This window comes from Streptomyces albus subsp. albus (assembly GCF_000725885.1).
GTDB lineage: Bacteria > Actinomycetota > Actinomycetes > Streptomycetales > Streptomycetaceae > Streptomyces > Streptomyces albus.
Genome location: NZ_JODR01000018.1, coordinates 26,241 through 52,486, shown reverse-complemented (window position 1 = coordinate 52,486; position 26,246 = coordinate 26,241). Strand labels below are relative to the sequence as shown.

20 protein-coding genes and 2 pseudogenes are annotated in these 26,246 nt (G+C 74.4%); 12 read left to right on the top strand and 10 right to left on the bottom strand.

Annotation, left to right across the window (positions count from 1 at the left end; all coding sequences use genetic code 11):
• The first annotated feature begins 169 nt into the window (after positions 1 to 169).
• Entirely contained in the window at positions 170 to 2,722 is a 2,553-nt protein-coding gene (locus tag IO40_RS0121140) for an ATP-binding protein (RefSeq protein WP_051719287.1), read from the top strand.
• Positions 2,723 to 2,764: 42 nt separating this feature from the next.
• Positions 2,765 to 3,106 carry a hypothetical protein gene (locus IO40_RS38265; protein ID WP_016470699.1) on the top strand — a complete coding sequence of 114 codons (342 nt, stop codon included), beginning with the start codon at positions 2,765 to 2,767 and terminating at the stop codon, positions 3,104 to 3,106.
• A gap of 10 nt (positions 3,107 to 3,116) precedes the next feature.
• Here IO40_RS38265 and IO40_RS0121130 read toward each other — a convergent pair whose 3' ends face one another.
• Positions 3,117 to 4,187, bottom strand: a complete 1,071-nt coding sequence (locus IO40_RS0121130) for a bile acid:sodium symporter family protein (RefSeq protein WP_016470698.1) — start codon at positions 4,185 to 4,187, stop codon at positions 3,117 to 3,119.
• Positions 4,188 to 4,469: 282 nt separating this feature from the next.
• Here IO40_RS0121130 and IO40_RS0121125 point away from each other — a divergent pair, with 282 nt between their 5' ends.
• Positions 4,470 to 6,296, top strand: coding sequence for an AMP-dependent synthetase/ligase (locus tag IO40_RS0121125; protein ID WP_016470697.1), 1,827 nt, complete (start codon positions 4,470 to 4,472; stop codon positions 6,294 to 6,296).
• A gap of 124 nt (positions 6,297 to 6,420) precedes the next feature.
• Complete coding sequence (locus IO40_RS0121120; RefSeq protein WP_016470696.1) at positions 6,421 to 7,257, top strand: aldo/keto reductase; 837 nt, start codon at positions 6,421 to 6,423, stop codon at positions 7,255 to 7,257.
• Positions 7,258 to 7,375: 118 nt separating this feature from the next.
• On the opposite strand, the gene IO40_RS0121115 is transcribed toward IO40_RS0121120, so the two are convergent.
• On the bottom strand, positions 7,376 to 7,681 hold the full coding sequence (locus IO40_RS0121115; RefSeq protein ID WP_016470695.1) for a 4a-hydroxytetrahydrobiopterin dehydratase: 306 nt from the start codon (positions 7,679 to 7,681) through the stop codon (positions 7,376 to 7,378).
• Positions 7,682 to 7,753: 72 nt separating this feature from the next.
• On the opposite strand from IO40_RS0121115, the gene IO40_RS0121110 reads away from it, so the two are divergent.
• On the top strand, positions 7,754 to 8,572 hold the full coding sequence (locus tag IO40_RS0121110; protein ID WP_016470694.1) for a helix-turn-helix domain-containing protein: 819 nt from the start codon (positions 7,754 to 7,756) through the stop codon (positions 8,570 to 8,572).
• Between the two features lie 91 nt (positions 8,573 to 8,663).
• On the opposite strand, the gene IO40_RS0121105 is transcribed toward IO40_RS0121110, so the two are convergent.
• Complete coding sequence (locus IO40_RS0121105) at positions 8,664 to 9,848, bottom strand: globin domain-containing protein (protein WP_016470693.1); 1,185 nt, start codon at positions 9,846 to 9,848, stop codon at positions 8,664 to 8,666.
• A gap of 107 nt (positions 9,849 to 9,955) precedes the next feature.
• On the bottom strand, positions 9,956 to 10,405 hold the full coding sequence (locus IO40_RS0121100; protein WP_016470692.1) for an Rrf2 family transcriptional regulator: 450 nt from the start codon (positions 10,403 to 10,405) through the stop codon (positions 9,956 to 9,958).
• A 133-nt stretch (positions 10,406 to 10,538) separates the two neighbouring features.
• Here IO40_RS0121100 and IO40_RS0121095 point away from each other — a divergent pair, with 133 nt between their 5' ends.
• Entirely contained in the window at positions 10,539 to 10,850 is a 312-nt protein-coding gene (locus tag IO40_RS0121095; protein WP_041969037.1) for a YrhK family protein, read from the top strand.
• Positions 10,851 to 10,969: 119 nt separating this feature from the next.
• Positions 10,970 to 12,061: a fatty acid desaturase family protein gene (locus IO40_RS0121090; RefSeq protein ID WP_016470690.1), complete on the top strand. Its 1,092-nt coding sequence runs from the start codon at positions 10,970 to 10,972 to the stop codon at positions 12,059 to 12,061.
• A 29-nt stretch (positions 12,062 to 12,090) separates the two neighbouring features.
• Here the strand turns inward: IO40_RS0121090 and IO40_RS0121085 are convergent, their stop codons facing one another.
• The gene (locus tag IO40_RS0121085) at positions 12,091 to 14,316 is read right to left on the bottom strand and encodes a phage holin family protein (RefSeq protein ID WP_016470689.1); all 2,226 of its coding nucleotides are present in this window, start codon (positions 14,314 to 14,316) and stop codon (positions 12,091 to 12,093) included.
• Positions 14,317 to 14,458: 142 nt separating this feature from the next.
• Between IO40_RS0121085 and IO40_RS0121080 the strand changes: the two genes are divergently transcribed.
• A complete protein-coding gene (locus IO40_RS0121080; protein WP_016470688.1) occupies positions 14,459 to 15,232 on the top strand; it encodes an MBL fold metallo-hydrolase in 774 nt (257 codons plus the stop codon).
• A gap of 36 nt (positions 15,233 to 15,268) precedes the next feature.
• Positions 15,269 to 15,904, top strand: a complete 636-nt coding sequence (locus tag IO40_RS0121075) for a DedA family protein (RefSeq protein WP_030405887.1) — start codon at positions 15,269 to 15,271, stop codon at positions 15,902 to 15,904.
• Between the two features lie 41 nt (positions 15,905 to 15,945).
• Here the strand turns inward: IO40_RS0121075 and IO40_RS0121070 are convergent, their stop codons facing one another.
• From IO40_RS0121070 to IO40_RS33855, 3 genes and pseudogenes are all read right to left on the bottom strand, one after another.
• Complete coding sequence (locus tag IO40_RS0121070; protein WP_016470686.1) at positions 15,946 to 17,139, bottom strand: MBL fold metallo-hydrolase; 1,194 nt, start codon at positions 17,137 to 17,139, stop codon at positions 15,946 to 15,948.
• Positions 17,140 to 18,552: an aminotransferase class I/II-fold pyridoxal phosphate-dependent enzyme gene (locus IO40_RS0121065; protein ID WP_031175920.1), complete on the bottom strand. Its 1,413-nt coding sequence runs from the start codon at positions 18,550 to 18,552 to the stop codon at positions 17,140 to 17,142.
• Positions 18,553 to 19,333: 781 nt separating this feature from the next.
• Positions 19,334 to 20,119, bottom strand: a pseudogene (locus IO40_RS33855) (SigB/SigF/SigG family RNA polymerase sigma factor); the annotation flags it as partial.
• A gap of 308 nt (positions 20,120 to 20,427) precedes the next feature.
• Between IO40_RS33855 and IO40_RS0121055 the strand changes: the two are divergent.
• A complete protein-coding gene (locus IO40_RS0121055; RefSeq protein WP_031175919.1) occupies positions 20,428 to 21,237 on the top strand; it encodes a methyltransferase domain-containing protein in 810 nt (269 codons plus the stop codon).
• A 71-nt stretch (positions 21,238 to 21,308) separates the two neighbouring features.
• A complete protein-coding gene (locus IO40_RS0121050; protein ID WP_016470682.1) occupies positions 21,309 to 21,662 on the top strand; it encodes a VOC family protein in 354 nt (117 codons plus the stop codon).
• Positions 21,663 to 21,826: 164 nt separating this feature from the next.
• On the opposite strand, the gene IO40_RS0121045 is transcribed toward IO40_RS0121050, so the two are convergent.
• Both IO40_RS0121045 and IO40_RS0121040 read right to left on the bottom strand, forming a co-directional pair.
• Positions 21,827 to 23,821, bottom strand: coding sequence for a DUF5107 domain-containing protein (locus IO40_RS0121045; RefSeq protein WP_031175918.1), 1,995 nt, complete (start codon positions 23,819 to 23,821; stop codon positions 21,827 to 21,829).
• Between the two features lie 150 nt (positions 23,822 to 23,971).
• Positions 23,972 to 24,652: a 4'-phosphopantetheinyl transferase family protein gene (locus tag IO40_RS0121040; protein ID WP_030405883.1), complete on the bottom strand. Its 681-nt coding sequence runs from the start codon at positions 24,650 to 24,652 to the stop codon at positions 23,972 to 23,974.
• 649 nt (positions 24,653 to 25,301) lie between these two features.
• Between IO40_RS0121040 and IO40_RS33850 the strand changes: the two are divergent.
• Positions 25,302 to 26,204 (top strand): annotated as a pseudogene (locus IO40_RS33850) (aminoglycoside phosphotransferase family protein).
• The last annotated feature ends 42 nt before the right edge of the window (positions 26,205 to 26,246 follow it).

Genomic DNA, 26,246 nt, shown 5'->3' with positions numbered 1-26,246 from the left:
GACGCCTTCGGGGCCGCCGAGCGGGCCGGTGGAGGAATCGCGCAGAAACCGTCTTTCGACGGTGTTCCGGACGCGGGCCCTCACTACGGTGACGCCGGAAGTGGGGGCCGCGTCGGCACGGTCACCGCAGGACGGCCGCGCGCCCCGCGGGCCGGGAGAGGGGAGGGCGATGGAACAGCCGGAAGACCTCGACAGAACGACAGCCGGCCACACACCGGACGGCCCCGGCGACGGGAACGGCCCCGCGTTCCGGGTGGACATCCACGGCAATGCGACCGGGCCGGTGATCGCCGGCCACCACAACGTCGTGGTGGACGCCCACCACGGGTCCACCGTCACCCTGCTGATGGAAGGCCGGCGGCCCCGCCCCGTGCGCCGCGACCGGGTGGCGCTGCTGCCCGGCCGCCGCCGGCCGCCGCTGGGCCGCGAACGCGAACTGGCGGCCCTCGCCGACGCCCTCGCGGCCGGCGGCCCCGTGCAGTTGTGGGGCCCCGCCGGTGTCGGCAAGAGCACGCTGCTGCGGCACGCGGCCCGCACCCTGCCGCCCGGACCCGACGGCGTGCTGTACCTGTCCGCCGCGCACCGGGAGACCGGCGACCTGGCCCAGGAGATCTTCGAAGCCTGCTACGACACCACCGGGTACCTGCCCTCGGCCACCGAACTGCGGCGCCTGATGACCGGGGTGCGCATCACCGTGTACGTGGACGGTGCCGGGGGTGACGCGGACCGGCTGCGGGAGCTCATGGACGCCGCGCCGGACGCGACGTTCGTCTTCGCCGGCCGGAACCGCGCCCTGCTCGGTGAGGGCACGTCGCTCGGCCTGAAGGGCCTGGAGACGGCCGCCGCACAAGCGCTGCTGGAGAGCGAACTGGGCTCGCGGCTCGCCGGCCACGAACGCGCCGCCGCCGAACTGTGCGCGGCGGCGGCCGGTGCGCCCCTGCTGCTGTTGCGGGCCGCCGCCCTCGCCCGTGAGGACGGCACCGGCGGTCTCGTCCTGCCCCGGCCGGGCACCACCGCCGAGCTGCTGCCCCTGCTGCTCGACCAGCTCGACGCCGAACCCCTGCGCGTCCTGGGGCTGCTGGCGACGCTGGGCGAGGCGGACCTGGCGCCCGGCCACATCGGTGCCCTGGCCGGGGTGCCGGACGCGTCCGCCGTGTGCGGCCGGCTCGCCGGCCTCGGCCTCCTCGCGGCCACCGACACCGGGTACCGCTGCACGGCCGACGCGGTGGGGCCGCTGCGGCAGCGCTTTCCCGAGCCGTTCCCCGCCGAACGGCTCTGCGGCCACCTCGCCGAGTGGGCGGCGCTGCCCGACACGCCGCCCGCCCGCGTCGCCGAGCACGCCGCCGCCCTGGACGCCGCCTTGGACCTCGCGGAGCGGGCGGGGCGTCCGGACCTCGCGGTCCGGGTGGCTCGCGCCGCGGCCCCAGCGCTGGCCCGCGCCCTGCGGTTCGACGCGTGGGGGCGGATGCTCGACCGGGGCCGTGCCGCGGCCGAACGCGCGGGCGACGCCGGCTCCGTCGCCTACTTCACCCACGAACAGGGCGTCAGGTCCCTGGTCACCGGCCGCCGCGTGGTGGCCGGGGTGCTGCTCGCCGAGGCCGTCGTGCTGTGGCGGCAGCTCGGCGACCAGCAGGGCGCGGACGCCGCGGCGGGGGCCCAGCAGTTCGCACCCCCGGCACCGGCGGACGGAGGCGCGTCGGCGCCGGGCGACCTCGGCCCGGGGGACGGCGCGAACACGCCGAGCCCGGACGGTGTGGCGGACCCCGGCCCCGCGACCGACCCGGGCACGACGGCGTCCTCCCCGGACGCGGGCCTGTCCACCGATCCCGGCACCACCGCACACTCCCCGACCACCGACCCCGGCATCACCGCACACGCCCCGACCACCGACCCCGGCACCGCCGCCGGCCCCGGCACCACGGGCCACTCCCCCGCGCCGGACCCCGGCGCCACGGCGCACTCGCCGGCCCCGGACGCGGGTACGGCTCCCGACGCCGGGAGCGCGACGCACGGTTCGGTACCGGACGGCGGGCTGTCGTCCGGCTCGCAGAGCGGTGCGTCCGGCCATCCGGTGTCGCACGACGGCGGGTTCGCGCACCAGCCGGGTGGTGGCAGCGGGCCCGTGCCGGACGCGTCCGGCACGGCTGTTCCGCCACCGGCCGGCGGGGAGAGCGCCGGGCTGGCGGGGAGCACCGCGGGCGGCACCCAGGCCGGGGCCGCCGCCGCGGGCGGGGCCTCGGTGGCCACCACGGTGATGACGGTGCTGGCCGTAGCCGCTGCCGTCACCATCGGCGGCGTCGCCCTCAAGAACCACCAGGAGTCGCAGGAACGCGAGGCCACGCCGACGGTCACGGACCTGGCCAGGGGCCGGTCGACCCCGTCCCCCTCGGCCACCGGGCTGGCCGGCACCTGGCAGGACAGCCGGGGCGGCATGTACACCTTCCGCGAGGCGGGGCCCGGCGTCTACACGGTGACCGGGCGGTCGATGTGCGGCGAAGTCCTCACGACACGGTTCACCCAGCGCGGCAGCGGCTACTACGCCACACAGCCGCTGTACGACGTGAGCGGCGGCTCGTGCGGACGGCGGCTGGGCTACGTCGACACGACGATCACGATCCTGCCCGGCGGCAGCACCGCCCGGCTCGTCACCGCCCTGCCGTCCGGCGCCGGGCAGGTCCGGTGCTACAGCTGCGGCAGTTCGGCCCTGACCCGCCGGTCCTAGCCGGTTTCCCGCCCGACCCCCTTCCAGATGGGAGCTTCCCCGATGACCTCGTCCTCCGGCGGCCGATTCACGATCCGGATCGGCGGTGACGCCTCCGGCCCGGTGGTGGCCGGCCACGACAACCACGTCGAGGTGCACGGCGACGGCGGGGAGGGCCGCGAGGGCGGCGGCCCGACCCAGTCCAACGCGGCCCATGACCACGGGACCGTCTACACCGTGATGAACGGCGAACTCCACGTGCACCCGTACACCGCCCCGCAGAACCCCGCCCCGGACGGCACCGCCCAGGGCGGCACCTCCCCGGACGACGACCCGGACGACGCCCCGCCGAGCGCCGGCCCGGAAACCGCCGGTGCGGACCCGTCCGGTTCCGGCGGCCGGTGAGCCGTCCCCGTCAGGTGCCCTCGGTGCGTGCCGCGCCCGGCGCGGCGTGCAAGGGTGCCTGGGCGGGGGCCCCGGCCGGCCCGTCCGGCTCGGGACCGGATGCCGCGTCCTCGTCCTCGTCCTCGTCCGCCGCGTCCGGTGCCCACCGGCGGGCGAGGTAGGCGCAGACCATCAGCTGCATCTGGTGGAAGAGCATCAGAGGCAGCACCGCGACGCTGGCCTGGGCGCCGAACAGCACGCTGGCCATGGGCAGTCCGGCGGCCAGGGACTTCTTCGACCCGGCGAAGCAGATGGCCAGTCTGTCCGGGCGGTCGAAGCCGAGCCTGCGCGAGCCGTACCAGGTGACGCCGAGCATGAGGGCGAGCAGCACGGCCTCGACGCACAGCAGTGCCAGCAGCCGCACCGGGGTGACGCGGCCCCAGATGCCCTCCGTCATGCCCTGGCTGAACGCGGTGTAGACGACGAGCAGCACGGAGGAGCGGTCCACATAGCCGAGCACCCGTTTGTGCCGGGTCAGGAAGCCGATGAGCCAGCGCCGCACCAGTTGCCCGGCGACGAACGGGGCCAGGAGCTGGCAGACCAGTTCGACGAGGCCGGAGGCCGACAGCGCGGCCTGGCCGCCGATGAGCCAGGCCGCCAGCAGCGGGGTGGCCAGCATGCCGACGAGGCTGGAGTAGGTGCCCGCGCAGATGGCGGCCGGGACGTTGCCCCGGGCGATCGCGGTGAAGGCGATGGAGGACTGGATGGTGGAGGGGACGAGACAGAGGAAGAGCAGTCCGTCCTGGAGCTGCGGGGTGAGCACGTGCGGGACCAGTGCGTGCGAGGCGAGCCCGAACAGCGGGAAGAGGACGAAGGTGCAGGCGAGCACGGCCAGGTGCAGTCGCCAGTGGCGGAGTCCGTCCACGGCCTCACGGGTGGAGAGGCGGGCGCCGTAGAGGAAGAAGATGAGCCCGACGGCGATTTTGGTGGCCCAGCTGAAGCCTTCCGCGACCTGCCCGGAGGCCGGCAGCAGTACGGCGATCACCACGGTGGCCACCAGCAGCAGTATGTAGGGGTCCAGGAGGCGGGCGAGGCGACGCATGGCTCCAACATACCGACGAGTGGAAACGGGTTTCCGGATCCCTCCGCGGGGGGTGGAGCGGCGGCGCGTACCTGTTCGCGAAGAGTGCGAAGATCCGCGAAGGTTCCGTGCAGAATTCCTGGGCGTCGGGCGACGACTTGGCGAGCATGCCCGTACACGCCGTCGAACTGTCCTCAATTGACCGACTGACCTGGGCGGACTCCCTCCCGATCATGCTCTCTCATCGGATACGGTCACTCGCGCTGTGTCATGCGGCGCTGTGCAAGTCGAGGAGCAGGATCTTTGCGCGAGTTCACCGTCCCCGCCCTGGCGACCGCGCCCCAGGTGGGCGGGCTGGCCGACGCCGTGTTCGCGCACGCCGAGGCCTCCCCCGCGCTACCGCTGCTGTCCCGCAAGGACGAGCACGGCCAGTGGCAGGACGTGTCCGCGGCGCGGTTCCGGGACGAGGTCGTCGCAGTGGCGAAGGGTCTGCTGGCCCAGGGCGTCCGGTTCGGTGACCGCGTCGCGCTGATGTCCCGTACGCGCTACGAGTGGACGCTGCTGGACTTCTCTTTGTGGTCGATCGGTGCCCAGTCCGTGCCCGTCTACCCCACGTCCTCGGCGGAGCAGGTGTCGTGGATGCTGCACGACGCCGAGGTGACGGCCGTCGTGGTCGAGCACGAGGACCACGCGATGACGGTCGGCTCGGTCGTGGACCGGCTGCCCCGCCTGAAGAAGCTGTGGCAGCTCGACGCCGGCGCCATGACGGACCTCCTCGCGGCGGGCGCGCACCTGGACGACGATGTCGTCCACCGGCACCGGCTGGCCCTCACCCCGGACACGGTCGCCACCGTCATCTACACCTCCGGCACCACCGACCGCCCCAAGGGCTGTGTCCTCACGCACGCCAACTTCATGGCCGAGACGGACAACATCGTGGCCCGCTACGATCAGGTCTTCGGTGCCCGGTCCGGCGAGCAGGGATCGCTGCTGCTCTTCCTGCCGCTGACCCACGTCTTCGGCCGCATGGTGGAGGTCGCGGCGGTGCGCGGCGGGGTCAAACTGGCGCACCAGCCGGAGATGAACGCCAAGGCGCTGCTGCCCGATCTGGCGTCCTTCCGCCCCACCTTCATCCAGGCGGTGCCGCACCTTTTCGAGAAGATCTTCCAGTCGGCCCGGCGCCGGGCCGAGTCCGAGGGGCGGCTGGGTCCGTTCGACAAGGCGGTGGACGTGGCGGTCCGCTACGCGGAGGCCGTCGAGCGCAAGGCGTTCGGCACGGGCCCCGGCCCCGGCGCCTCGCTGCGCATGCAGCACCAGCTCTACGACAAGCTGGTGTACGCCAAGGTGCGGGAGGCCATGGGCGGCCGGTGCCGGTACGCGATGTCGGGCGGCTCGGCCATGGAGCGGCGGCTGGGCCTGTTCTTCGACGGCGCCGGCATGCGGATCTTCGAGGGGTACGGGCTGACGGAGAGCACCGCGGCGGCCGTCGCCAACCCGCCCGAGCGCCCCCGCTTCGGCACCGTGGGCCGGCCCGTGCCCGGCACCACCGTGCGGATAGCCGAGGACGGGGAGGTCCTGCTGCGCGGCGGCCAGATCTTCGGCGGCTACCTCAACGACGCGCGCGCCACCCGGGCGGCCCTGCGCGACGGCTGGCTGGCCACCGGAGACCTGGGGGCGCTGGACGAGGAGGGATATCTCACGATCACCGGCCGCAAGAAGGAGATCCTGGTGACCTCCGGCGGCAAGAGCGTCTCGCCCGGCCCGCTGGAGGACCGGGTGCGGGAGCATCCGCTGGTCGGCCAGTGCCTCGTGGTGGGCAACGACCGGCCGTACGTGGCGGCGCTGCTCACCCTCGACCAGGAAGCGGTGCAGCACTGGCTGACGATGCGGAACAAGCCGGAGCTGGACGCCGCCCAGCTGCTGCGGGACGCGGACCTGGAACGGGAGATGCGCCGGGCGGTCGTCGCGGCCAACACCCAGGTCTCACAGGCGGAGTCCATCCGCACCTTCCGGGTCCTGGTGCGGCCCTTCACCGAGGCGGACGGGCTCCTCACCCCGTCGCTGAAGCTGCGGCGGGCGGCCATCGAGACGGCGTACGCCACCGAGATCGAAGCCCTCTACCACAGCTGACCGGCGGTTTCGTGCCGGTTGTGCGGCCGGGCGCGGCGGGGGGCGAGGAACACCTGTCCGGCACTGATCGTTCACCATGGGGGGACAGCACAGACCACCCGAGACGAACGTGAGGACTCATCGCGTGAGCAACGTTCCCACCATCACGCTGAACAACGGCGTCGAGATGCCACAGCTCGGATTCGGCGTCTGGCAGGTGCCGCCCCAGGAGGCGGCCACGGCGGTGACGGCGGCGCTGGAGGCCGGCTACCGCAGCATCGACACGGCGGCGGCGTACGAGAACGAGGAGGGCGTGGGCCGGGCCCTGGCCGAGTCGGGGCTGCCCCGCGACGAGGTCTTCGTCACCACCAAGCTGTGGAACGCCGACCAGGGGTACGACAGCACGCTGCGTGCCTTCGACGCCTCGCTGGCCAGGCTCGGCCTCGACACCGTGGACCTGTATCTGATCCACTGGCCGATGCCCCAGGTGGACAAGTACGTCGACACCTGGCGCGCCTTCGAGGAGATCTACTCCGAGGGCCGGGCCCGCGCCATCGGCGTCTCCAACTTCCAGCCGGCCCACCTCAACCGGCTGAACGAACTGGGCGGCACCGTCCCGGCCGTCAACCAGATCGAGCTGCACCCCCGCCTCCAGCAGTCGGTGCCGCGCGCCTACCACGCGGACCACGGCATCGTCACCGAGGCGTGGTCGCCGCTCGGCCAGGGCGGTGACCTGCTGGACGACCCGACGCTGGGCGAGCTGGCCGCCGGGCACGGCAAGACCGTCGCCCAGGTGGTGCTGCGCTGGCACCTCCAGCTGGGCAACGTGGTGATCCCCAAGTCGGTCACGCCCTCCCGCATCCGGGAGAACATCGATGTCTTCGACTTCGAGCTGACCGGTGAGGACATGGCACGGATCGCCGAGCTGAACACCGACACCCGGCTGGGCTTCGACCCGGACACCATGAATTCGGCCGGCTGACCGGACGGCCCCGCCCGACCGGCCGACCGCACGGCGAAGCCCCCTCGCGGCCGTGCACGCGAGGGGGCTCGGTGCTCCCGTCGCCCGGGAGACGCACACCGGCCGGCCTTCCGGCCCGTCACTCGGCGCCGTGGCCCGCCGCGATCTGCTCGATCCGCCGGGCCAGCGCCACGTCCAGCTCCGTGATGCGCCCGCCGACGCTGTGGGTGTTCACCGTGACGGTGAGCTTGTTGTAGCCGATCGTCATGTCGGAGTGGTGGTTCAGCTCCTCCTGGATGGCGGCGATGTGCATGGCCATCGCGGCGGCCGGGAGATGGCCGGCCAGGGAGTAGGTGCGGGAGACGCTGTCGCCGTCCGTCGTCCAGTGCGGCAGCGCCGCCAGGGCCTGCTCGGTCTCCTCGGGGGTCAGCGGCTGCGGCGCCATGTCGCCTTCCTTCCGTCCTCGTCCGGTGCTCGGGGCCAGCGTGCCATGCCGGGTCGGTTACCGTCTGGTCCCATGACCGCTTCGACGGAACGGCCCGCGATAGGGGCACTGTTGCGGGACCGGCGGGAGCGCGCGGGACTCAGCCAGCTCGAACTCGCGCTGCGTGCCGGCTCCTCCGCCCGCCACATCAGCTTCATCGAGACGGGCCGCACCGCGCCCAGCCGCGAGATGGTGCTCAAGCTCGCCGAGACCCTGGACGTCCCGGTACGGGAACGCAACACCCTGCTGCTGTCGGCGGGCTTCGCACCCGCCTACCCCACGACCCCGCTGGACGATCCGGCACTCGGCCAGATCCGCGCGGCGCTGGAGCGGATGGTCACCGCCTACGAACCGTATCCGGCCCTCGTCGTGGACGGCCTCTACACGGTGGTGGCCGCCAACCGGGGCATCGCCGGCCTGCTGGAAGGGGTGTCCCCGCGGCTGCTGGAGCCGCCGCTGAACGCCATGCGCATCGCCCTCCACCCGCAGGGGCTGGCCCCCCGCATCCGCAACCTGCCCGAGTGGCGTGCCCATCTGCTGCACCAGATGGGCCGTCAGCTCGCGCTGCACCGCTCCCCCGCCCTGCGGGCGCTGCACGACGAAGTGGCCGCCTATCCCTCCCCCGAGGACGGGGCCGCCGCCCGGGACGGGGCCACCGCCGGGGAGGAGCCGGGCGAGGGGGACTCCCGCTTCGCGCTGCCCCTGGTGGTCGAGCACCAGGGGCGGACGCTGTCGTTCCTCTCCACCATCGCGACGTTCAACACGCCGCTGGACGTGACCGTCTCCGAACTCGCGGTCGAGACGTTCCTGCCCGCGGACCCGGCCACCGCGAAGGTCCTCGCCCAGTGGTGAGGCGCAGGGAGCTCCCGTACGGAGGTGCGCGGCGCCCGGCCGGCGAGGGGCGGCCCTCAGTGTGCCGGCCTCGCCCGGCGAGGGGCGGCCCTCAGTGCGCCAGCCACAGGTCGGGGCCGAAGACCTCGTAGTGGATGCGCTCGGCCGCCACGCCCCGCTCCAGCAGCTGGTCGCGCAGGGTCCGCATGAAGGGCACCGGTCCGCACAGATAGGCGCGCAGCCCCTCGGGCAGGTCCACGTCCGCCAGGTTCATGTGCCCGTCCCGTTCGGTGTACCAGGTGTGGGCGCGGCCGTCGGCCAGCTTGGTGAGCAGCAGCTCCCGTCCGGCGCGCAGGGCGTGGGTGCCCGGTGAGCGGTCCGTGTGGAGGGAGAGAACTGGCCCCTGGTGGCCTCGGTCGACCAGATGGTGCAGCATCGCCTGCACGGGGGTGCAGCCGATGCCCGCGGAGGCGAGCAGCACGGGGGTGTCCGGCGCGTCGTCGTGCAGGACGAGGTCCCCGAACGGCGCCGAGACGGCCAGCCGGGACCCGGGGCGCACATGGCTGTGCAGGTGGTGGGAGACCTCACCGGCCGGCGCGTCGGGGCGCTGCTCACGCTTGACGGTGATCGCGTGCTCGGGGTCGCCGGGTGCGCCGCTGAGGCTGTACTGGCGGATCTGGCGGGCGCCGTCGGCGAGTTCGACCCGGACGGAGACGTACTGGCCGGCACGGAAGCCGGGGGCCGGGCGGCCGTCGGCGGGCCGTATGCGGAAGGTGGCCACGTCCGCCGTCTCCTCGACGCGTTCGGTCACCTCCCAGGTGCGCCAGGTCTCCTCGGGGGTGCCCGGGGCCAGCCCGCGTTCGGCGTACAGCTCCCCCTCGGCCGCCGTGAGGGCCTGCGCCATCAGCCAGTAGACCTCGTCCCAGGCGGCGACCACGTCTTCGGTCGCCGCGTCGCCGAGCACCTCGCCCAGCGCGGCGAACAGGTGGGTGTGCACGATCTCGTACTGGTCGGGGGCGATGCCCAGGGAGGCGTGCTTGTGCGCGATGCGGCTCAGCATGCCGTCGGGCGACTGCGCGCCCGGGGTCACCAGGGCGGTCGCGAAGGCGGCGATGGAGCCGGCCAGGGCCCGGCGCTGGGTGCCGGAGGCCTGGTTACCGCGGTTGAACAGGTGCCGTTCCAGTTCCGGGTGCGCCGCGAACAGCCGGCGGTAGAACAGATCGGTGACCGTGTCGATCGCCTCGGCGACCGCGGGCAGGGTGGCGCGAACGGTCTCTGCTGATTTCTGCGACAGCACAGCACCCTCCAAAACTTGCATGTGAGATTCTTATTTAACGGCGCACCGAGGCACCTTCCCCCACCGAAGCGGTCCGCGGTCCGGTACCGGACGGAACGGCCGCCCGCTCAGCCGGCCGGACCCGGCCCCCGCCCCACCATGCCCAGCAGCACCGGACCGGTGGGCGGGCCGACCAGATCGCCGACCGTGAGCGGATCGAGGGAGGCGAAGAACGCCTCCTGCGCGGCGCGCAGCGCCGAGCGCAGCCGGCAGGCACGGTGCAGCGGACAGGGGTTCTCCCCCTCGCACTCCACCACATCCCCGGCGCCCTCGAACTCGCGCACCAGCCAGCCGACGGAAGCGGTACGCCCGGCCCCGGTGAGCGTGAGCCCACCGCCCCGGCCGCGCCGGGTCTCGACCACGCCCAGGTGCTGGAGCCGGTTGACCACCTTCGCCAGGTGGCTGTAGGGCACCGCGACGTCCTCGGCGACCTGACGCGCGACGCACAGCTCGTCCCCGGCGACCGCCAGGCGCATCACGACCCGCAGGGCCAGGTCCGTCGACTTCGCCAACCGCATGCCAGCAGAGTAGGCAAATGTGAATCTGTTGTGCAACTTTATGGAGAGCCGATGAACATTCCAGGGCATGCGTCCAGGCCGCCCCGGCCCGTCCTCCCGCATCGCGCCCCGCCGCTCCACTAGCGTCGGCCCCGTGCCGAAGAAGCCCGCGCCCCACCACCCCACCGGCCGCAGCCTCACCCTGCACATCGGCCACGAGGAACTCGTCGTACGGCGGCGCTACGAAGCCGCCAGCGTCGTCAACGACGCGCTCATCGCCGCCTGGTTCCTCGTCGGCAGCGTCATGTTCCTCTCCCCCGACTGGACCCGCACGGGCACCTGGTTCTTCATCCTGGGCAGCATCGAGCTGATGATCCGGCCCGTGATCAGGCTCAGCCGCCAGCTCCACCTGACGCGGATCCGCGGCGGCGTCCAGGGCACGACCGTCTCCGACCAGGACTACTGACCGGGTCACCGGCCGCCCCGGTGTAGCTAGCTACACCCTTACGGGTGGCCTGGCCCCCGGACCGACAGACGTGCTGCGCGGCTGTCCGCGCCCCCGCCCCGGCCGGAAGGCTGGGCGGCATGACGACAGCGATCGAGCAGGCCCGCCCCCGTGCGGGCACGGCCCCCGCCGCGAAGACCGCGAGCCGCCGGCAGGGCAGCGACTTCTCCCGGCTCTCCGCCCGGATAACCGAAGCCGGACTGATGACCCGCCGCCCCCTCTACTACGCCGTACGCCTCAGCCTCGTGGCTCTCGCCTTCGCGGCGGGCTGGGTGGCCCTGTTCACCGTCGGCACCTCCTGGTGGCAGCTGGCGGTCGCCGCGTATCTGGGCGTCGTCTACGGCCAGTTGGCGCTCGTCGCGCACGATATGGCCCACCGGCAGGTCTTCCGGGGCCGCCGCGCCAGTGAGGTGTTCGGCCGCGCCGTCGGCAACCTGTGCATCGGCATGTCGTACGGCTGGTGGATGAACAAGCACACCCGCCACCACGCCAACCCCAACCACGAGGACCTCGACCCCGACGTGGCCCCCGACATCCTCGTCTGGTCCCGCGAACAGGCCGCCGAGGCACGCGGACTGCCCCGGTTCATCGGACGGCACCAGGCGGCGCTCTTCTTCCCCCTGCTGACCCTCGAAGGCTTCAACCTCCACGTCTCCAGCGTCCGCGCCCTGCGCCAGCCGCACATGAAACGCCGCGGGCTGGAAGCCGGACTGCTCCTGCTGCACACCGCCGGCTACCTCGGCGCCCTGTTCACCGCGCTGCCCGTCGGCATGGCCCTGGTGGTGCTCCTCGTCCACCACGCGGTGTTCGGCGTCTACCTCGGCAGCATCTTCGCGCCCAACCACAAGGGCATGCCCACCCTCAAGGGCGACGAGCGGCCCGACTTCCTGCGGCGGCAGGTGCTCACCTCCCGCAACGTGCGCGGCGGACTGCTCACCGACATCGCCCTGGGCGGGCTCAACTACCAGATCGAGCACCACCTCTTCCCCAGCATGCCCACACCCCACCTGCGCAAGGCGCGGCCCCTCGTGCGGGACTACTGCGCCGAACTCGGCATCCCCTACCACGAGACGGGGCTCATCGCCTCCTGGCGCGAGGCACTGCGTCACCTCAAGGACGTGGGCGCCCCCATCCGCGAGGCAGGCGCGGCAGGCGCCCGGCCGGCGGACTGAGGCCCGGCCGGCCCGGACCCCGCCGCCGGTCAGGTCCGCGGGGTCAAGGGCTCGCGCCGCGCACCGGACGCGGGAGCCGGCACGGGGGCGGGCGCGGCCGACTCGGCGAGCCAGCGCCGCAGGACCCGGTGCACCGCCTCCGCCCCCACCAGTTCCTCCCCCGGCTCCACGGGAGGGGAGAAGGCCAGCGGCGACAGCAGGAAGGCGTGGCTCTGCTCACCGCCGAGCCCGCCGTGCGACCCGATCTGCTCCTCGAAGGCGTGCACGGCCCCGGTGCCCGGATCGACCGCCGAGTTGACCATGATGTCGGCGGCGTGCGGGAACCGCGCGGTCCGCAGGACCGCCGCCGCGGCGCCCGGACCGAACGGTGCCAGGGGATCGCGCGGCCCGACGACCTCCCCCGTGGCCAGCCGGTGCTCGCTCCCCCCGGCGCCGAGCACGACGGGCCCGTGCCGGGCGCTCTCGACGAGGACGAAACCGATGCCCTGGTGCTCGGCGAGCGTCGGCAGCAGCGCGGGCCGCAGCGCGTCGATCTGTTCGCGGGTGAGCCGCCCCGGCACCTCCGGGAACGAGATCAGACCGAGGTTTCCGGAGGCCAGCACCACCGGCCCCCGGTCCCGGGCGGGTTCACGGGGCGCCTCCTGGCCGCACTCCTCGGGCCTGCGCAGTGCGGCGCGGGCCGCCGCCCTGGCCTCCGAACCGCTCGGGGTGCGCCCGGCCCGGCGGGGCACCTGGAGGCCGCTGCCGGCCCGGACCAGCTCCTCGAGGGTCAGCCCGTAGGCGCCCTCGAACGTCTCCCCGTGGCTCTGCCCGTGATCGGACAGCAGGACCAGCCGGTAGGGGCGGGGAGCGTGCTCGGCGACCTTGGCGATCAGCCCCACGGACCGGTCGAGACGGCGCAGCACCTGCCGGGTGTCCCGGCCCCGCGGCCCGGAGTGGTGGGCCACCTCGTCGTAGCCGACGAGGTCCGCGTAGACGGCGGTGCGGGAGCTGAGCATGTCGCCGAGTACGGCGGCCACCACCACATCGCGTTCCACGACGGTGGCGAAGGCCCGGATGAAGGGGTAGAGCCCGCCGCGGCCCACCCGGGGCCGCTCGCGGCGCAGCAGGACGCGGGCGTACTGGGCGATCTCGCGGAAGACCTCGGCGACGAAGGACACCGCGGTGCGGGTGGCGTTGGCCGGGTCGGCGAAATAGGCGAAGTACCCGGCGCGGGAGCGGGTGTCCTTGCCCCGGCGGGCCGATACGGACAGCACCAGCGCCACCTGCCGGGCACCGCCGGTGAACAGGTTGCCGCGGCTGGCGCCGTCCTGCGCGAGGAGCCCCTTGTCGCCGGTGCGCCGCACCGCGCGGCGCTGGAGTTCGGCGGCGCTGGTGGGGCGGTTGCTGACGACGACCTCGCCGGTCTCCTTCTCGTACCAGCGGAACGCCGGGACGTCCTCGTTGCTGCCGTGCAGGATGCCCAGCTGGCTGGCACCGGTCTGGCTGGACCAGTCGGTGCGCCAGCGGGTGAGCCGGTGAGTGGTGCCGCACAGCCGGGCGACCGCGGGCATCAGCGGTTCGCCGCCGCCCTCGGGGGGCCGGATCGCCTCCCTCAGCACCTCGTACCCGAGCCCGTCGAGCTGGAGGAAGACGGTGCCGGGGGTGGTGGGCGGCGCGGTGCGGCCCTCCCTGCGCCGTCTGCGGCCCGCTATCCGGGAGAGGCGGTGCCGGTAGGCGCGGTCGTCACGGACGGCCAGCAGCGCGTTGGTGGCCGAGGACGCCGCGGACATGGCCGCCGCCACCACCACGGCCATGGTGGGGTCGGTGCTGCCGCCGCCGTACGGCACCAGGAGCAGCGCCAGCCACAGCAGCGAGCCGTTGAGGAAGAAGACCAGCAGTCCCAGGACGAGCGCGGGCACCAGCAGGAAGGCCCGTACCAGCAGCGGCCACACCAGGGCGCTGAGCAGACCGAAGGCACCGGCGCCGGCCGCGGCCGTGATGCCGATCACCGTGGCGCTGTCGCCACTGGCGGACTGGAGCCGGAAGTCCGGCAGCACCCCCGCCAGGACGAGCATGGTCGAAGTGCTCGCCAGCCAGACGGCACCCACGCGCAGCGCGGCGCCGCCGAGCCTGCGCCACGGTATCCGGGACTCGCGCACGTTGTTGAGGTCACCTCCGCCCGTCGGGAGCACGTCCGCCAGGGATGGCCGTTGATGGAGCAACCTCCACTTTTGCACAGAGGTGTCCGCGCACGGCACGGCGGACGGGGGCATCCTGGGGCGGGCCCCGGCCCGGCGGCGGGCCGCTGCCGGGCCGCGCTTAGGCTCGTAGGTGACCGGACACCCGGCCCGAGGGTGCCCGCAGCAGCGAAGGGGTGCCGCGCGCACCCGCCCGAGGCACCGAGGAGGAACGCACGTGCCGGTCGACGTCACCTGGTGGGGACATGCCACGACCACCGTGCGGGACTCGGGCGTCACCGTGCTCACCGACCCGCTGCTGGTGCGCCGCCTGGCCCATCTGCGCCGCAGGCGCGGCGCCCTGCCGTCACCGCGGGCCGTACGGCCGGACCTGGTGCTGGTCTCCCATCTGCACGCCGACCACCTGCATGTGCGCTCGCTCGCCCTCCTGGAGCCGGGCGCCCGCGTCGTGGTGCCCCGCGGCGCGGTACGCGCCGTGCCCGGGCTGCGCCGGCTGGCCCCGCTGCTGGAGCTGACCGAGGTGGTGCCGGGAGAGACGGTGACCGCCGGACCGGTCACCGTTCGGGTCGTGCCCGCCGCGCACGACGGGCGGCGGCTGCCGGTGGGGCCGCACCTCGCACCGGCGCTGGGCTTCGTCGTCGAGGGCGAGCAGCGCACCTATTTCGCCGGGGACACCGGCCTGTTCGACGGCATGGCCGAGGCGGTCGGCGAGGTGGACACGGCGCTGCTGCCGGTGGGCGGCTGGGGGCCGTTCCTGGGCGAGGGCCACCTGGACGCGGGACGGGCCGCCCAGGCGCTGGCCCGGCTGAGGCCGCGCAACGCGGTGCCGGTGCACTTCGGGACGTACTGGCCGGTCGGCATGGACGCCGTCCGGCCGCACGAGTTCCACTCCCCCGGCATGGAGTTCAAACGGCTGGCCGCACGGCCGGCTCCCCAGGTCACGGTGCATCTGCTGGAGCACGGCCAGAGCGTACGGCTGGAGGCGGAGTAGGTGAACACTGCCCTCGCGGACGGGCTCGGCACGAGCCTGGGCGCGGTCGCCGAAGCCGTCTCCGACGCCGTGGTGCGGCCACCGGAGGCCACCCAGCAGGCACTGGGCTACCCCTCGCTGTTCCTGCTGGTGGTGCTCGGCTCGCTGGTACCGGTGGTCCCGACCGGGGCGCTGGTCAGCGGCGCCGCCGTGGTGGCCCTGCACCAGAGCCTGCCGGTGTTCGCGCTGCTGACCGTCTTCGGCATCGCCTCCTTCGCCGCGTTCCTCGGCGACCTCGGCCTGTACTGGCTCGGCAAACGCGGCGTCGGCTCCAAGAACGGCTCCCGCTGGCTGTCCACACTGCGGGAGAGGGCCGCGCCCGAACGGCTGGCCCAGGCCGACCGGAAACTGCGCGAGCACGGAGTGGCCGTGCTGGTCGTCTCCCGGCTGGTGCCCGCGGGCCGCATCCCGGTGATGCTGGCCTGCCTGCTGGCACGGATGCGGATGCGCGAGTTCGCCCGCGGCGACGTCCTGGCGTGCCTGGCCTGGGCCGCCGTCTACCAGTTGATCGGGGTGGCCGGCGGCTCCCTCTTCCCCCGCCCGTGGGAAGGCGTGGCCGCCGCGGTCGGGCTCACGCTGCTGCTCAGCGCGCTGCCCGCGCTGTGGCGCCGGGTGCGGTCACCGCGTACCTGACGTGGGACGCGGTGGCCGCACCCGCGCGGGGCGGGCGGCGGTCAGGAACCGTCCTGCTCCAGGACGCGGGAGGCGCCCACCGGCAGGTCCCACAGATCCTCGGCCGGCAGCTCGGCCTTGCGCCAGGCCGCCCGCACCCGGATGAGCGGCTCCAGCGGCGGTTCACCCGACAGCAGGAAGGTCGCCCAGTGCATGGGCGCCATCCTGCGCGCCCCCAGGTCCTGGCAGGCGAGCACCGCCTCCTCCGGGTCCGTGTGCACGGGACGCAGCATCCAGCGCGGGTCGTAGGCGCCGATCGGCATCAGCGCCAGGTCGATCCCCGGGTAACGGCGGCCGATCTCGCCGAACCAGTGCCCGTAACCGGTGTCTCCGGCGAAGTACACCCGGTGCCCGTGCCGGTCGGTCAGCACCCAGCCGCCCCACAGGGAGTGGCAGGTGTCGGTGAGGGTGCGCTTGGACCAGTGGTGGGCGGGCACGAAGTCGAAGCGCACCCGGGCCCCGTCGGGTGCGGGCAGCTCGGCGCCCTCCCACCAGTCGAGCTCGGTGACGGTGGTGAAGCCGCGCCTGCGGCACCAGTCGCCGAGCCCGGCCGGCACGAACAGCGGGGTGTCGCGGGGCAGCCGGCGCAGGGTGGGCAGATCGAGGTGGTCGTAGTGGTTGTGCGAGATGACGACCGCGTCGACCGGCGGCAGGTCACGCCAGGCGACACCGACCGGGGTCACGCGGGCGGGGGTGCCCAGGATCTTCCGGGACCACACCGGGTCGGTCAGCACCGTCAGCCCGCCGATGCGCACCACCCAACTGGCGTGCCCGGCCCAGGTGACGGCTACGGTCCGCGGGCCGACGTCGGGCAGCGGCCCCGGCGCGAAGGGCAGCTTGGGGATCTCCTCGGCCAGCGCCGAGGAGACCGGCCGCATGGCGCCCTCACGGGCCAGCCGCGCCATGGCCCGTACCCCCGGCAGCGGCGAGGTGAGCCGGTCGGCGAAGGAGCGGGGCCAGATCCGCCGGGCACCGACGGGGCGGGGCGGGGAGAGCGCGGGCGGTGGGGGCTGGACGATCACGTCGGTGGGGCCGGTGCGGCCCGCACCGCAGGCGGAGGCGGGTCTGTCCACCGGTGTACCGCCCACCGCGGACCCACCGGCGGGGGCGGCTGCCCCGGTGCGCGGGGCTTCCCCTTCCGGCAGGGGCGAGGCGGCGGAAGAGCGCTCGGAACGCTGCCCGGTCCGTTCGGTCATCTACTGAGGGCTCCCATCCGTGAGGTCGGCCAGCACCGACTGCACCTGTGCCAACGACTCGGCGGCATCCGGCAATTCCCCGGCCAGCGACTCGGCGGCTGCCGCGGTCCGGCCACGCCGGGCCGCGGGGCCGGCACCGGACGCAGGACCAGCACCGAACGCAGGACCGGCACCGGCACCGGGTGCGGGGCCGCCGCCGGAGCCGCCGGACGGTGGGCGGCCACCGGTCGTGAGGTCCGCGGGGCCGTCGCGGCCGGCCACGGGTCCGGCTCGGCTGCCGCCGGGTACGGGCCCGGCGCGGCTGCCGCCCGGTGCCGCTCCGGCGTGCGGGGCGGTGGCCGCCGGGGTGGTGGTGAGCAGGTCGGTGGTCAATCGGACCCGCAGCTCGCGCGGGTGGTCGCCGAAGCGGTGCCCGCCCTCGGCGTACGGACCCAGGGCACCGACCAGCGCCGCCTCCAGACGGGGCGCGTCGGTGATGCCGCGGGCGGCCAGCCGGGGACGGAAGCGGTCGAGGTCGGCGTACACGTACCGGCCCAGGCTCGGGGGCCGGCACAGCGCACCGGCCTCGGTGACGGCGCAGTGCAGCGCGCGGGCCAGCCGGCCGGTGGCGTGGGCCTGCGCGGACCGGCGGTCACGCAGGCCCGCGGATTCGGTCAGTGCCCCGGCTGCCGCCGCGGCGGCCGTGCCGGACAGTGCGGGACGCAGCGCGGTCAGCAGCTCGTGCACCCGCTCGCCCAGCCGCCGGCCGCGTCCGGCGGAGGGGAAACGGGCGATGCCCACGCCGGCCTCGCCGGACGGCGACGCGGGCCTGCCGAGGTCGGCGAGGACCACCACCTGTGCGTCCTGGCCCGTCGGGGCGAGCATCTCGGCGGGACTGACCAGCACCGTCCGGTGTGCGTCGTGCGTGGTGTCGCGCCAGGTCTCGTCGCTGACCAGCAGCAGCCCTTCGGCGACGGCTGCCTCGCACACCTCGTGCAGCAGTTCGGGCGGGGCGGCCGTTCCGGTGACCTCGTCGGCGACGGAGAGCACCAGCACTCGCGGTTCGTCACCCGCGGAGCGGACCCGGCGCACCGTCTCCAGCAGGGCGAACGGGTCGGGCAGCCCGCCGCACTCGGCCGGCACCGGCACCGTGTGCACCGTACGGCCCAGCAGCCGGGCCTGCGGCGCGTACCAGGACGGGCAGGGGTGCGGCAGCAGCACGCTGCCGCCGCCGGGCCGGCCCTCGCCGTCGCCGGCCGCCGCGAGCACGGCGAGCAGCAGCAAGGAGGCGTCCGGCGCGACGGCCACCTGGGCGGGTTCCGTCGGCAGTCCACGCCGGTGCCAGTAGCCGGAGGCGGCCTCCCGCAGCCCGGGCGGCGAGGAGGCCGGGCGCGCACCGGCGGGCCCGCCGTGCCCGGGCTCCGTGCTGCGCATATGTCCCGCCCACCTGTAGATCGGACAACCTGCCTTGTGTACACCTTCCCAGACGGCGCCGACACCGGCATCGGCGACACGGATGGCGGACACCCGGCCGCGACGCCGGCCGGTGTCCTGTCCGCCTCCGCTCGCGGGGCGGCGTCTCCGCTCGCGGGGCGGCATCTCCGCTCGCGGGGCGGCATCTCCGCTGGCGGGGCGGCCCGCCCCGGAGGGCGCCCGCCCCGGCCGGGTTGCCGCGCCGCGCGGAACCCCCGGGCCGGGTGGGGCACCGTTCGCGGGGGCCATCCCGGGAGGCGCCGGCCAGAGGCACCCGAACCGGGAAGCGCCGGACAGGGAGGTGCCGACCAGAGAGTGCCGACCCGGGAGGTGCCGACCAGGGGGTGCCCCGCCCGGGACGTACCCGACCAGGACGTGCCGGCCAGGGGACGGACGGCGCCCCGGTGGGTGCCGTCCCGGGGCGCCGCCACCTCGCACGCCCGGCGGCCTTCTCCCCAGCCGGGCCGTCGGCGGCTCAGGCCGCCGGAGCGGGGGCGTACGCGCGCCGCCTGCGGGCGCCGCCACGCGCGGTCTCGCGCCGGGGGTTCCGCCCGCGCACGGCCTCCTGCCCGGGCGCGGTACGGCAGCCGGCCGCCCTCCGGACCGCGGCGCGCTCTCGCCGGGCCGCCGCCTCGGAGCGGTCCCGGCGCACGGCGGACGCCCGGTTGCGGGGGACACCGCCCGCGGGGGCACCGTCCCGGGACTCCGCCGCCGCAGGGTCTGCCGGGAGGCCGAGGCCCCGGTCGGCCTCGACCTCGCGATGGATGCGGCTGCACGTACGGCTGATGAGGCGGGAGACGTGCATCTGGGAGATGCCGAGCTGCTCGGCGATCCGGCTCTGCGTCATATCGCAGAAGAAACGCATGTACAGGATGCGCCGTTCACGTTCGGGGAGCCGTTCCAGCCGGGGTTTGACCGCTTCGCGGTAGACGATCCGGTCGTAACCGGGTTCGGCGTCGCCGAGCGTGTCCGCGAGGGAGTAGCCGTCGTCCGCGCCGGGCAGTTGCGCGTCCAGCGACAGGGTGCTGTAGCTCTCCAGGGCCTCCATGCCCAGGAGCACGTCTTCTTCGCTGAGCCCGGTGTGTTCGGCGATGCGCTGCACGGAGGGGCTGCGGCCGTCCAGGGTGTGGCTCAGTTCGCGCTGGCCGATGCGCACCCGGTTGCGGAGTTCCTGGACGCGGCGGGGGACGTGCAGGCCCCACATGTGGTCCCTGAAGTGCCGTTTGATCTCGCCGACGATGGTCGGTACGGCGAAGCTCTCGAAGGCGCAGCCGCGGGATATGTCGTAGCGGGCGACGGCTTTGACCAGGCCGAGCGCCGCGACCTGTTCCAGGTCCTCCAGCGCCTCACCCCGGTTGCGGAAGTGCCGTGCCAGCCGCCCGGCCATCGGCATTCAGGCGCGGACGACGCTCCGGCGCAGTTCGTCCTTCTGCGGCCCGTCGGGCAGTTCGGCGATGCGTCGGAACTCGGCGCTCGTGTCGGGGGCGTCGTCGTGGGGGTGCTTCGAGCGTTTCGTACGAACGGTCATCGGCTGTGCTCCCGTAACGGTCACGTCGTCGGACGGTCACCGCGGGAGCGAAGGCACCGGCGGGGCGACGGCCGAGAACGGCACAGGCCACTCCCGCGGAAGGTGCCTGCTTTCCGAAGCACGGCGGTGCGGGTGCCCGTAGCCCTCGGGGCACAAACGTACGGATCCGGAAACGGGCCTCCCGGGCGGCCAGTTGCATGCTGCCGACGCCCTCTCCCCCGGCCCTCCGGCGACGCCCCACCCCATCACTCGTCCACATCGCGGAACATTCTTGCTCACATAACAAGACGCCTGGTTATGGTGCGTGCATGGCACAAGAGACCGCCGTTTACACCCACGGCCACCACGAGTCCGTTCTGCGCTCCCATCGCTGGCGCACGGCCGCCAACTCCGCCGCCTACCTGCTCGGCGAACTGCGCGCCGGCCACCGGGTGCTGGACGTCGGCTGCGGCCCCGGCACCATCACCGCCGACCTGGCCGCCCTCGTACCGGAGGGCTCGGTCACCGGACTGGACGCGGCACCCGGCGTACTGGAGCAGGCCCGCGCGACAGCGGCCGAACGCGGCCTGGACAACCTGACGTTCACCACCGGCGACGTCCACGGCCTCGACTTCCCCGACGGCACCTTCGACGTGGTGCACACCCACCAGACGCTGCAACACGTGGGCGACCCGGTCGGCGCGCTCCGCGAGATGCGCCGGGTGTGCGCACCCGGCGGACTGGTCGCCGCCCGGGACGCCGACTACGGCGGCATGTTCTGGTACCCGCACATCCCCGGCATGACGGAGTGGCTGGACCTCTACCGCCAGGTCACCCGCGCCAACGGCGGCGAACCGGACGCCGGGCGCCGGCTGCACGCCTGGGCGCGCGAGGCGGGTTTCACCGACGTCCGCATCTCCACGAGCACATGGACCTTCACGTCTCCACAGGAGCGCGCGTGGTGGAGCGGACTGTGGGCCGAGCGCACCGTCGAGTCGCGCTACGCCGAGCGCGCGGTCGCCGGCGGGCTGGCCACGCCCGAGGATCTGCGCCGCATCTCGGAGGCATGGCGGACGTGGGGCGAGGAGGAGGACGGCTGGTTCACCGTCGTGCACGGCGAGATCCTCTGCCGCGCCTGATGCCCGCCTGCAACTGCGCTGCCCCTGCGGCCGGTTCGGTACCGCGGGCCCACGCACCCTAGGGTGGGCCCATGGACATTCTGGGGACCTCGTTGCGTGTTTGCGTCGACAATCTGGACGCCGCCGTACCGGTGTACGAGCGGCTGGCGAACGCGGAGGCGGTGCGCTTCCAGAACGGTCCGGTGGAAGTCGCCGCCGTCGGCCCGTTCTTCCTGATGAGCGGCCCGGAGGCGCATCTGGAGGTGCTCAGCAAGATCAAGGCGACGCTGGCGGTGCAGGACGTGGACGACGCGCTCGCCGATCTGCACACCGTCGGCGCGCAGATCATCGCGGGCCCGAAGTCCACCCCCATCGGCCGCAACCTGGTGGCCCGCCACCCGGACGGCAGCGTCTTCGAGTACGTGGACCGCAAACCGGCCCAGTGACCCCCCGGCGTCCCGCCTCGGCGCGGGACGCCGGAACGCCTCCACAGCCCACCCGGCACGGACGCCGGAACATCTCTTCGCCCCGGCACGGCGTCCGGCGCCGGTTCACGCTGGTTCCGTCGGCCGTGGTTGCTCTCCGCGCCGCGAATCACCGGCCGGCAGCGCTACGGACGCATCCGGAAGTCGTAGCGGGCCGGGAGGGGGTCGTCGGTGAGCGCCTCCCAGGTGGCGTTGAGCACCTCCTCGCCCTCGCGCAGGTCCTCCACCTCGAAGTCGCCGTCGAAGACCGCGCGGGCCGCGGCGGTCTCGCCCCGGGCCAGCAGCACCCGGGCCCGCAGGAGCCGGCAACGGCCGCGCTGCGCCTCCGCGTCGGGAAGCCCGTCCAGCACCTCGGCGGCGTCGTCGGGGCGGCCGGCGTCCAGCAGGGCCTCGGCCGCCTCCCGGGCGAGCGCACCGAGCGCGGCGCGGCCTGCCGGGGTGGCCGCGTCGAGGCGGGCGCGGGCGTCCCGTACGGCCGCCAGATACCGTTCGGCGGCTCGTGCCGGGTGGCCGTCCTGCCCGTCGGCGACGGCCAGACAGCGCAGTGCCGGCCAGGTGGGGCCCCGCCCGCCGGGGTGGCCCAGCGACCGCTCCCAGCTGCGGACGGCCTGCGAACGGTCACCGGCGTGCCACTGCGCGACGCCCAGGTGGTAGTCCAACTCGCTGCCCGAAGACCCCTGCGCCGGATGCGCGGACTCCAGCAGCTCCCGCCATTCACCGGCCACCAGGGTGGGACCGGGCGGTTGGTCCCCGGCGCTGCCCGGCAGGGTGCCGGTGCGCAGCAGGTGGAGCCACGGCTGCTGGGCGGCGCCGAGGGTCGCGGCCGGGAACGGCGTACCCGGAAGGGTGAATCCGCCGCGTTCCACCTCGAGGGCTCCCCAGCCGGAGCCGGTGGCCAGCCACTCCCCCTCCGGTTCGGTGTCGGCACAGGACAGCCACGCCGTGTACGCGGCGTCCACGGTGGTGCGCGGCAGTGCCGCCTCGAGCCGTTTCCCGGTGTGGGAGCGGGCCCGGGCCCAGTCGGCGCCGTGCACGGCGGCCGGATCGGCGGCCAGCGGCCCGTACGCCTCCAGCCAGCTGAACTCCCCGCCGGCCTCCAGCGGCGCGTGTTCGAGCTGGGTGCGGGCGAGTCCGGCCTGGATCTCCGCGTATCCGGGAGTCCCCGGCTCTGTCAGCCACTGCTGCCAGCGCCGGCCGCCCGGGCCCGCGCCCCAGACGAACAGCTTCCGGCCGCGCAGCAGGTCCGTCGAGGTCTGGACGAGGCCCTGCCCCTTCTCGTCGAGCGAGGCGATCCATCTGCGGGCGCCGTCGGGCACCTCGTAGAAGTAGTCGGCGGGGAACCGGCTGTGCAGCGGGTAGGTCAGGTCGGCGCCCTGCCATTCGGGGACGGGGATCCGGCGCAGCCGGCGCTCGTAGGCGAAGTACCACGTCTCCTCGGCCGGCACCAGGACGCGAGTGGTCTCCTCCTCGGGCACGGCGATGTTCGACCACCAGTAGACGGGCACGGTGCGGTGGTGGGGGTTGCGGATGCGGACGCCCACGTACAGGAAGTCGGACTCGCCGGGCAGCCACAGGTCCACCTGGAAAGGTGTGTCGCGCAGCCGCTCCCACTCCCACAGCCGCACCATCGCCCCGTCACCGCCGGGCGCCGGCACGCGCGCCGCGTGCAGCGGCGCGCAGGAGAGGGTGGTGTGCCCGGTCGCCCCGATGTTCCATTCGACGCCCCCGGAGTACCAGGCCCCGTTGAGGGCGAAGTCCGCAGGCTGGAAAACCGGGTTGACGTAGAGGAGTTCACGCCCGGTCGGCTTGTGGAACAGGGAGGCGATCCGGCCCCCGAGCCCGGGCTGGACGGTGACCCGCAGCCGGTCGTTCTCCAGCACCACCGTCTCCAGCGTGGCGGGGGCGCGCCGCCGTCCGTAGCCGTCGAGGACGCGGGTGGGCAGCACCGTGCGCAGCGGCCCGTACCCGACCTGCCGGGCCATCTGCGGGGGCAGCGCGGCGCGTTCGGACTCCTCCAGGGTGTGGGCCTCGTCCAGCGGCAGCAGTGCGGGAAGCGGGTTCTCGGGGCCGAGCGGCGCGAGGGGCAGGGTCCGGGTGCTGCGTCGTACGGTCGTGGGCACGGCAACCTCGCTTCTTCCACAGCGTCGTCCACGGGTGCCGCCGTCTGACCGGGACTCCCGACGACCATGGAACACGGTCCGCACCCCGTGCGCCAGATCTTCCCCGCGCCTCACTCCTTCCGCGTCAATCCGACGCCCGGCTCGGCCGCGTCACTGCTCCGCGGGGCGGCGCACCGCGCACGCGGCGGCGTAACCGGCGGGCGCCGCCAGATCGGTCAGGTGCCAGCCGGCCGGCTGCGCGGGGCGGTCCAGGGCGCTGACGTACGTGCGCCCCGGGTCCTCGCCCAGACCCGCGCCGGTGGCCTTCAGATACGCCTCCTTGCGCGTCCAGCAGCGGGCGAACGCGGCGGGCAGCGCGTCCCGTCCGACGGCCGCCAGCTCCTCCTGCTCGCGCGGGTGCAGCGCGGTCATCGTCTCGGCGGCGGAGGACACGGCGGGGTGGCCCTCGACGTCCACTCCCACGGCGGCGTCGGCGAAGGCGAGCAGAACGACGTCCCCCGCGTGCGAGAGGGAGAAGTGCACGGGGTTGCCCGGCACCACGGGCCGGCCGTGCGGGCCGCCGCACACCGGGCAGTCCGCCTGCGCGAACGGTACGTCGGCCGGGTCGGTGCCCAGCAGCGCGCCCAGTTCCCTGCGGAGCGCCCAGTGCGCGACGACGTAGCGGTCCCGGTCACCGGGGCGTACGAATGCCTCGGCCCGCTCGCGTTCCGCCGCCGAGAGCACCGCGAGGGCTTCGGGGCCGGCCGCCTCCGCGGCGTACTCGGAGACGCGGAGCAGGTGGACGACGGGAGAACGGGCGGAGTCGGTGTCACCGGGTGCGGCGCTCGTCATGCCCGAACCGTACCCCGAACGGACGACGGACGGGACTGGGGAAAGACCGGAAGAGTCCCACTCGGCAGCCCCACTCGCCGGGACCGACGGGGCGGCCGGTGACAGCCGGACCGGGACGGGCCCCATGGAGGAGTCGGGGGGGCACGCCGATGGGGACGGGGCCCTGCGGAACGCCCGGTGACGGCGTTGGCCCGGCTGTTCCGCGGCCCGTGGAGCAACCTGGAACAGCTCCGACTGCGACGTGGCCCCCGCGGGAGCCGGCACAGCTTCGCCCGGCCGGGACCCGCGGCGTAGCGAGCAGCAGCCCTGCCCGGACGGCTCCCGCGAACACCGGTAACAGCCCCGCCGGGCCGGAACCCGTTGGGCCCCGTTGGGCCCCGTTGGGCCCCGTTGGCCCCGGCAACGGCCACCGCGCCCCGCAGCACTCGACGGCGCGCCCCGCACCACCGGGCCGATCCGGCCGGTCGGCCGGCGCGAGAGGCCGTTGGGGGCGAAAACCGCTCGGGGAGGCGGGACCGGCGCCGTACCGTGGACGGGTCCGTGCCCGCCGCTGCCACCGCAGACGACCGTCAAGGACGGTGCCGTGACCGATCTCGCGCCTCCCGCACCCGCCGCCCTCTTCCCGGCGGACCTGTCCGTGTTCACCGAGATGAGCCGCACCGCCGAGGGGCGGGCCTGGCTGGCCGGGCTGCCCGCGCTGGTGGAGACGATGCGGGACCGCTGGCAGCTGCGGCTGGGAGCGCCGTTCCACGGCGGAAGCTGCTCCTGGGTGGCGCCGGCCCGGCGGCCTGACGGCGGCGAGGCCGTGCTCAAACTGACGTGGCCGCACCCCGAGGCCCGCACCGAGGGGGCGGCCCTCGCTCTGTGGGACGGTGACGGCGCCGTACGGGTGTTCGACAGTGACCCGGAGCGGTTCGCTCTGCTGCTGGAGCGGGTGACGCCGGGGACCGAGATGGGCGACGCGGTCCATCTCTCCGCCGACGCACGGCTGTCGGCCGCCGCCGAGGTGCTGCGCAGACTGTGGTCGGCCGATGCCGACGAGGCGCGGGCACGCGGCGTCGGCCGGCTCGCGGACACCACTGCCGAGTGGGCCGGGCTGGCCGAACGGCAGGCCGCCCGGCGCTGGCCCCCCTAACTGGACACCGGGCTGTACCGGCTCGCAGCCCAGCTCTTCCGCGAACTGCCGCACACGGCCGGGCGCCAAGTGCTGCTGCACGGCGATTTCAACCCGGGGAACCTGCTGGCCGCCCGGCGCGCGCCATGGCTGGCCATCGACGCCAAGCCGATGACCGGCGACCCGGCTTTCGAAGCGTGGCCGCTGCTGGAGCAGGTCGACGACCCCTTCGGGCACTCGGATGCGCAGCGGGTGCTGAGCCACCGCACCGCGCTGCTCGCCGACGCCCTCGGCGAGGACGTCGGCCGCGTACGTGCCTGGGCCGTGGCGCGGCACGTCGAGTACGCCCTGTGGACCGTGGACGAGGACGACGACCTCGCCGACAGCATCACTCTGCTCCACCAGGCCCGCACCCTCGCCCGGGTGGCGGGCCTGTGACTCAGCCCTCCCCGTCCCCCTCCTTCCCGCCCCGCGGAAGCA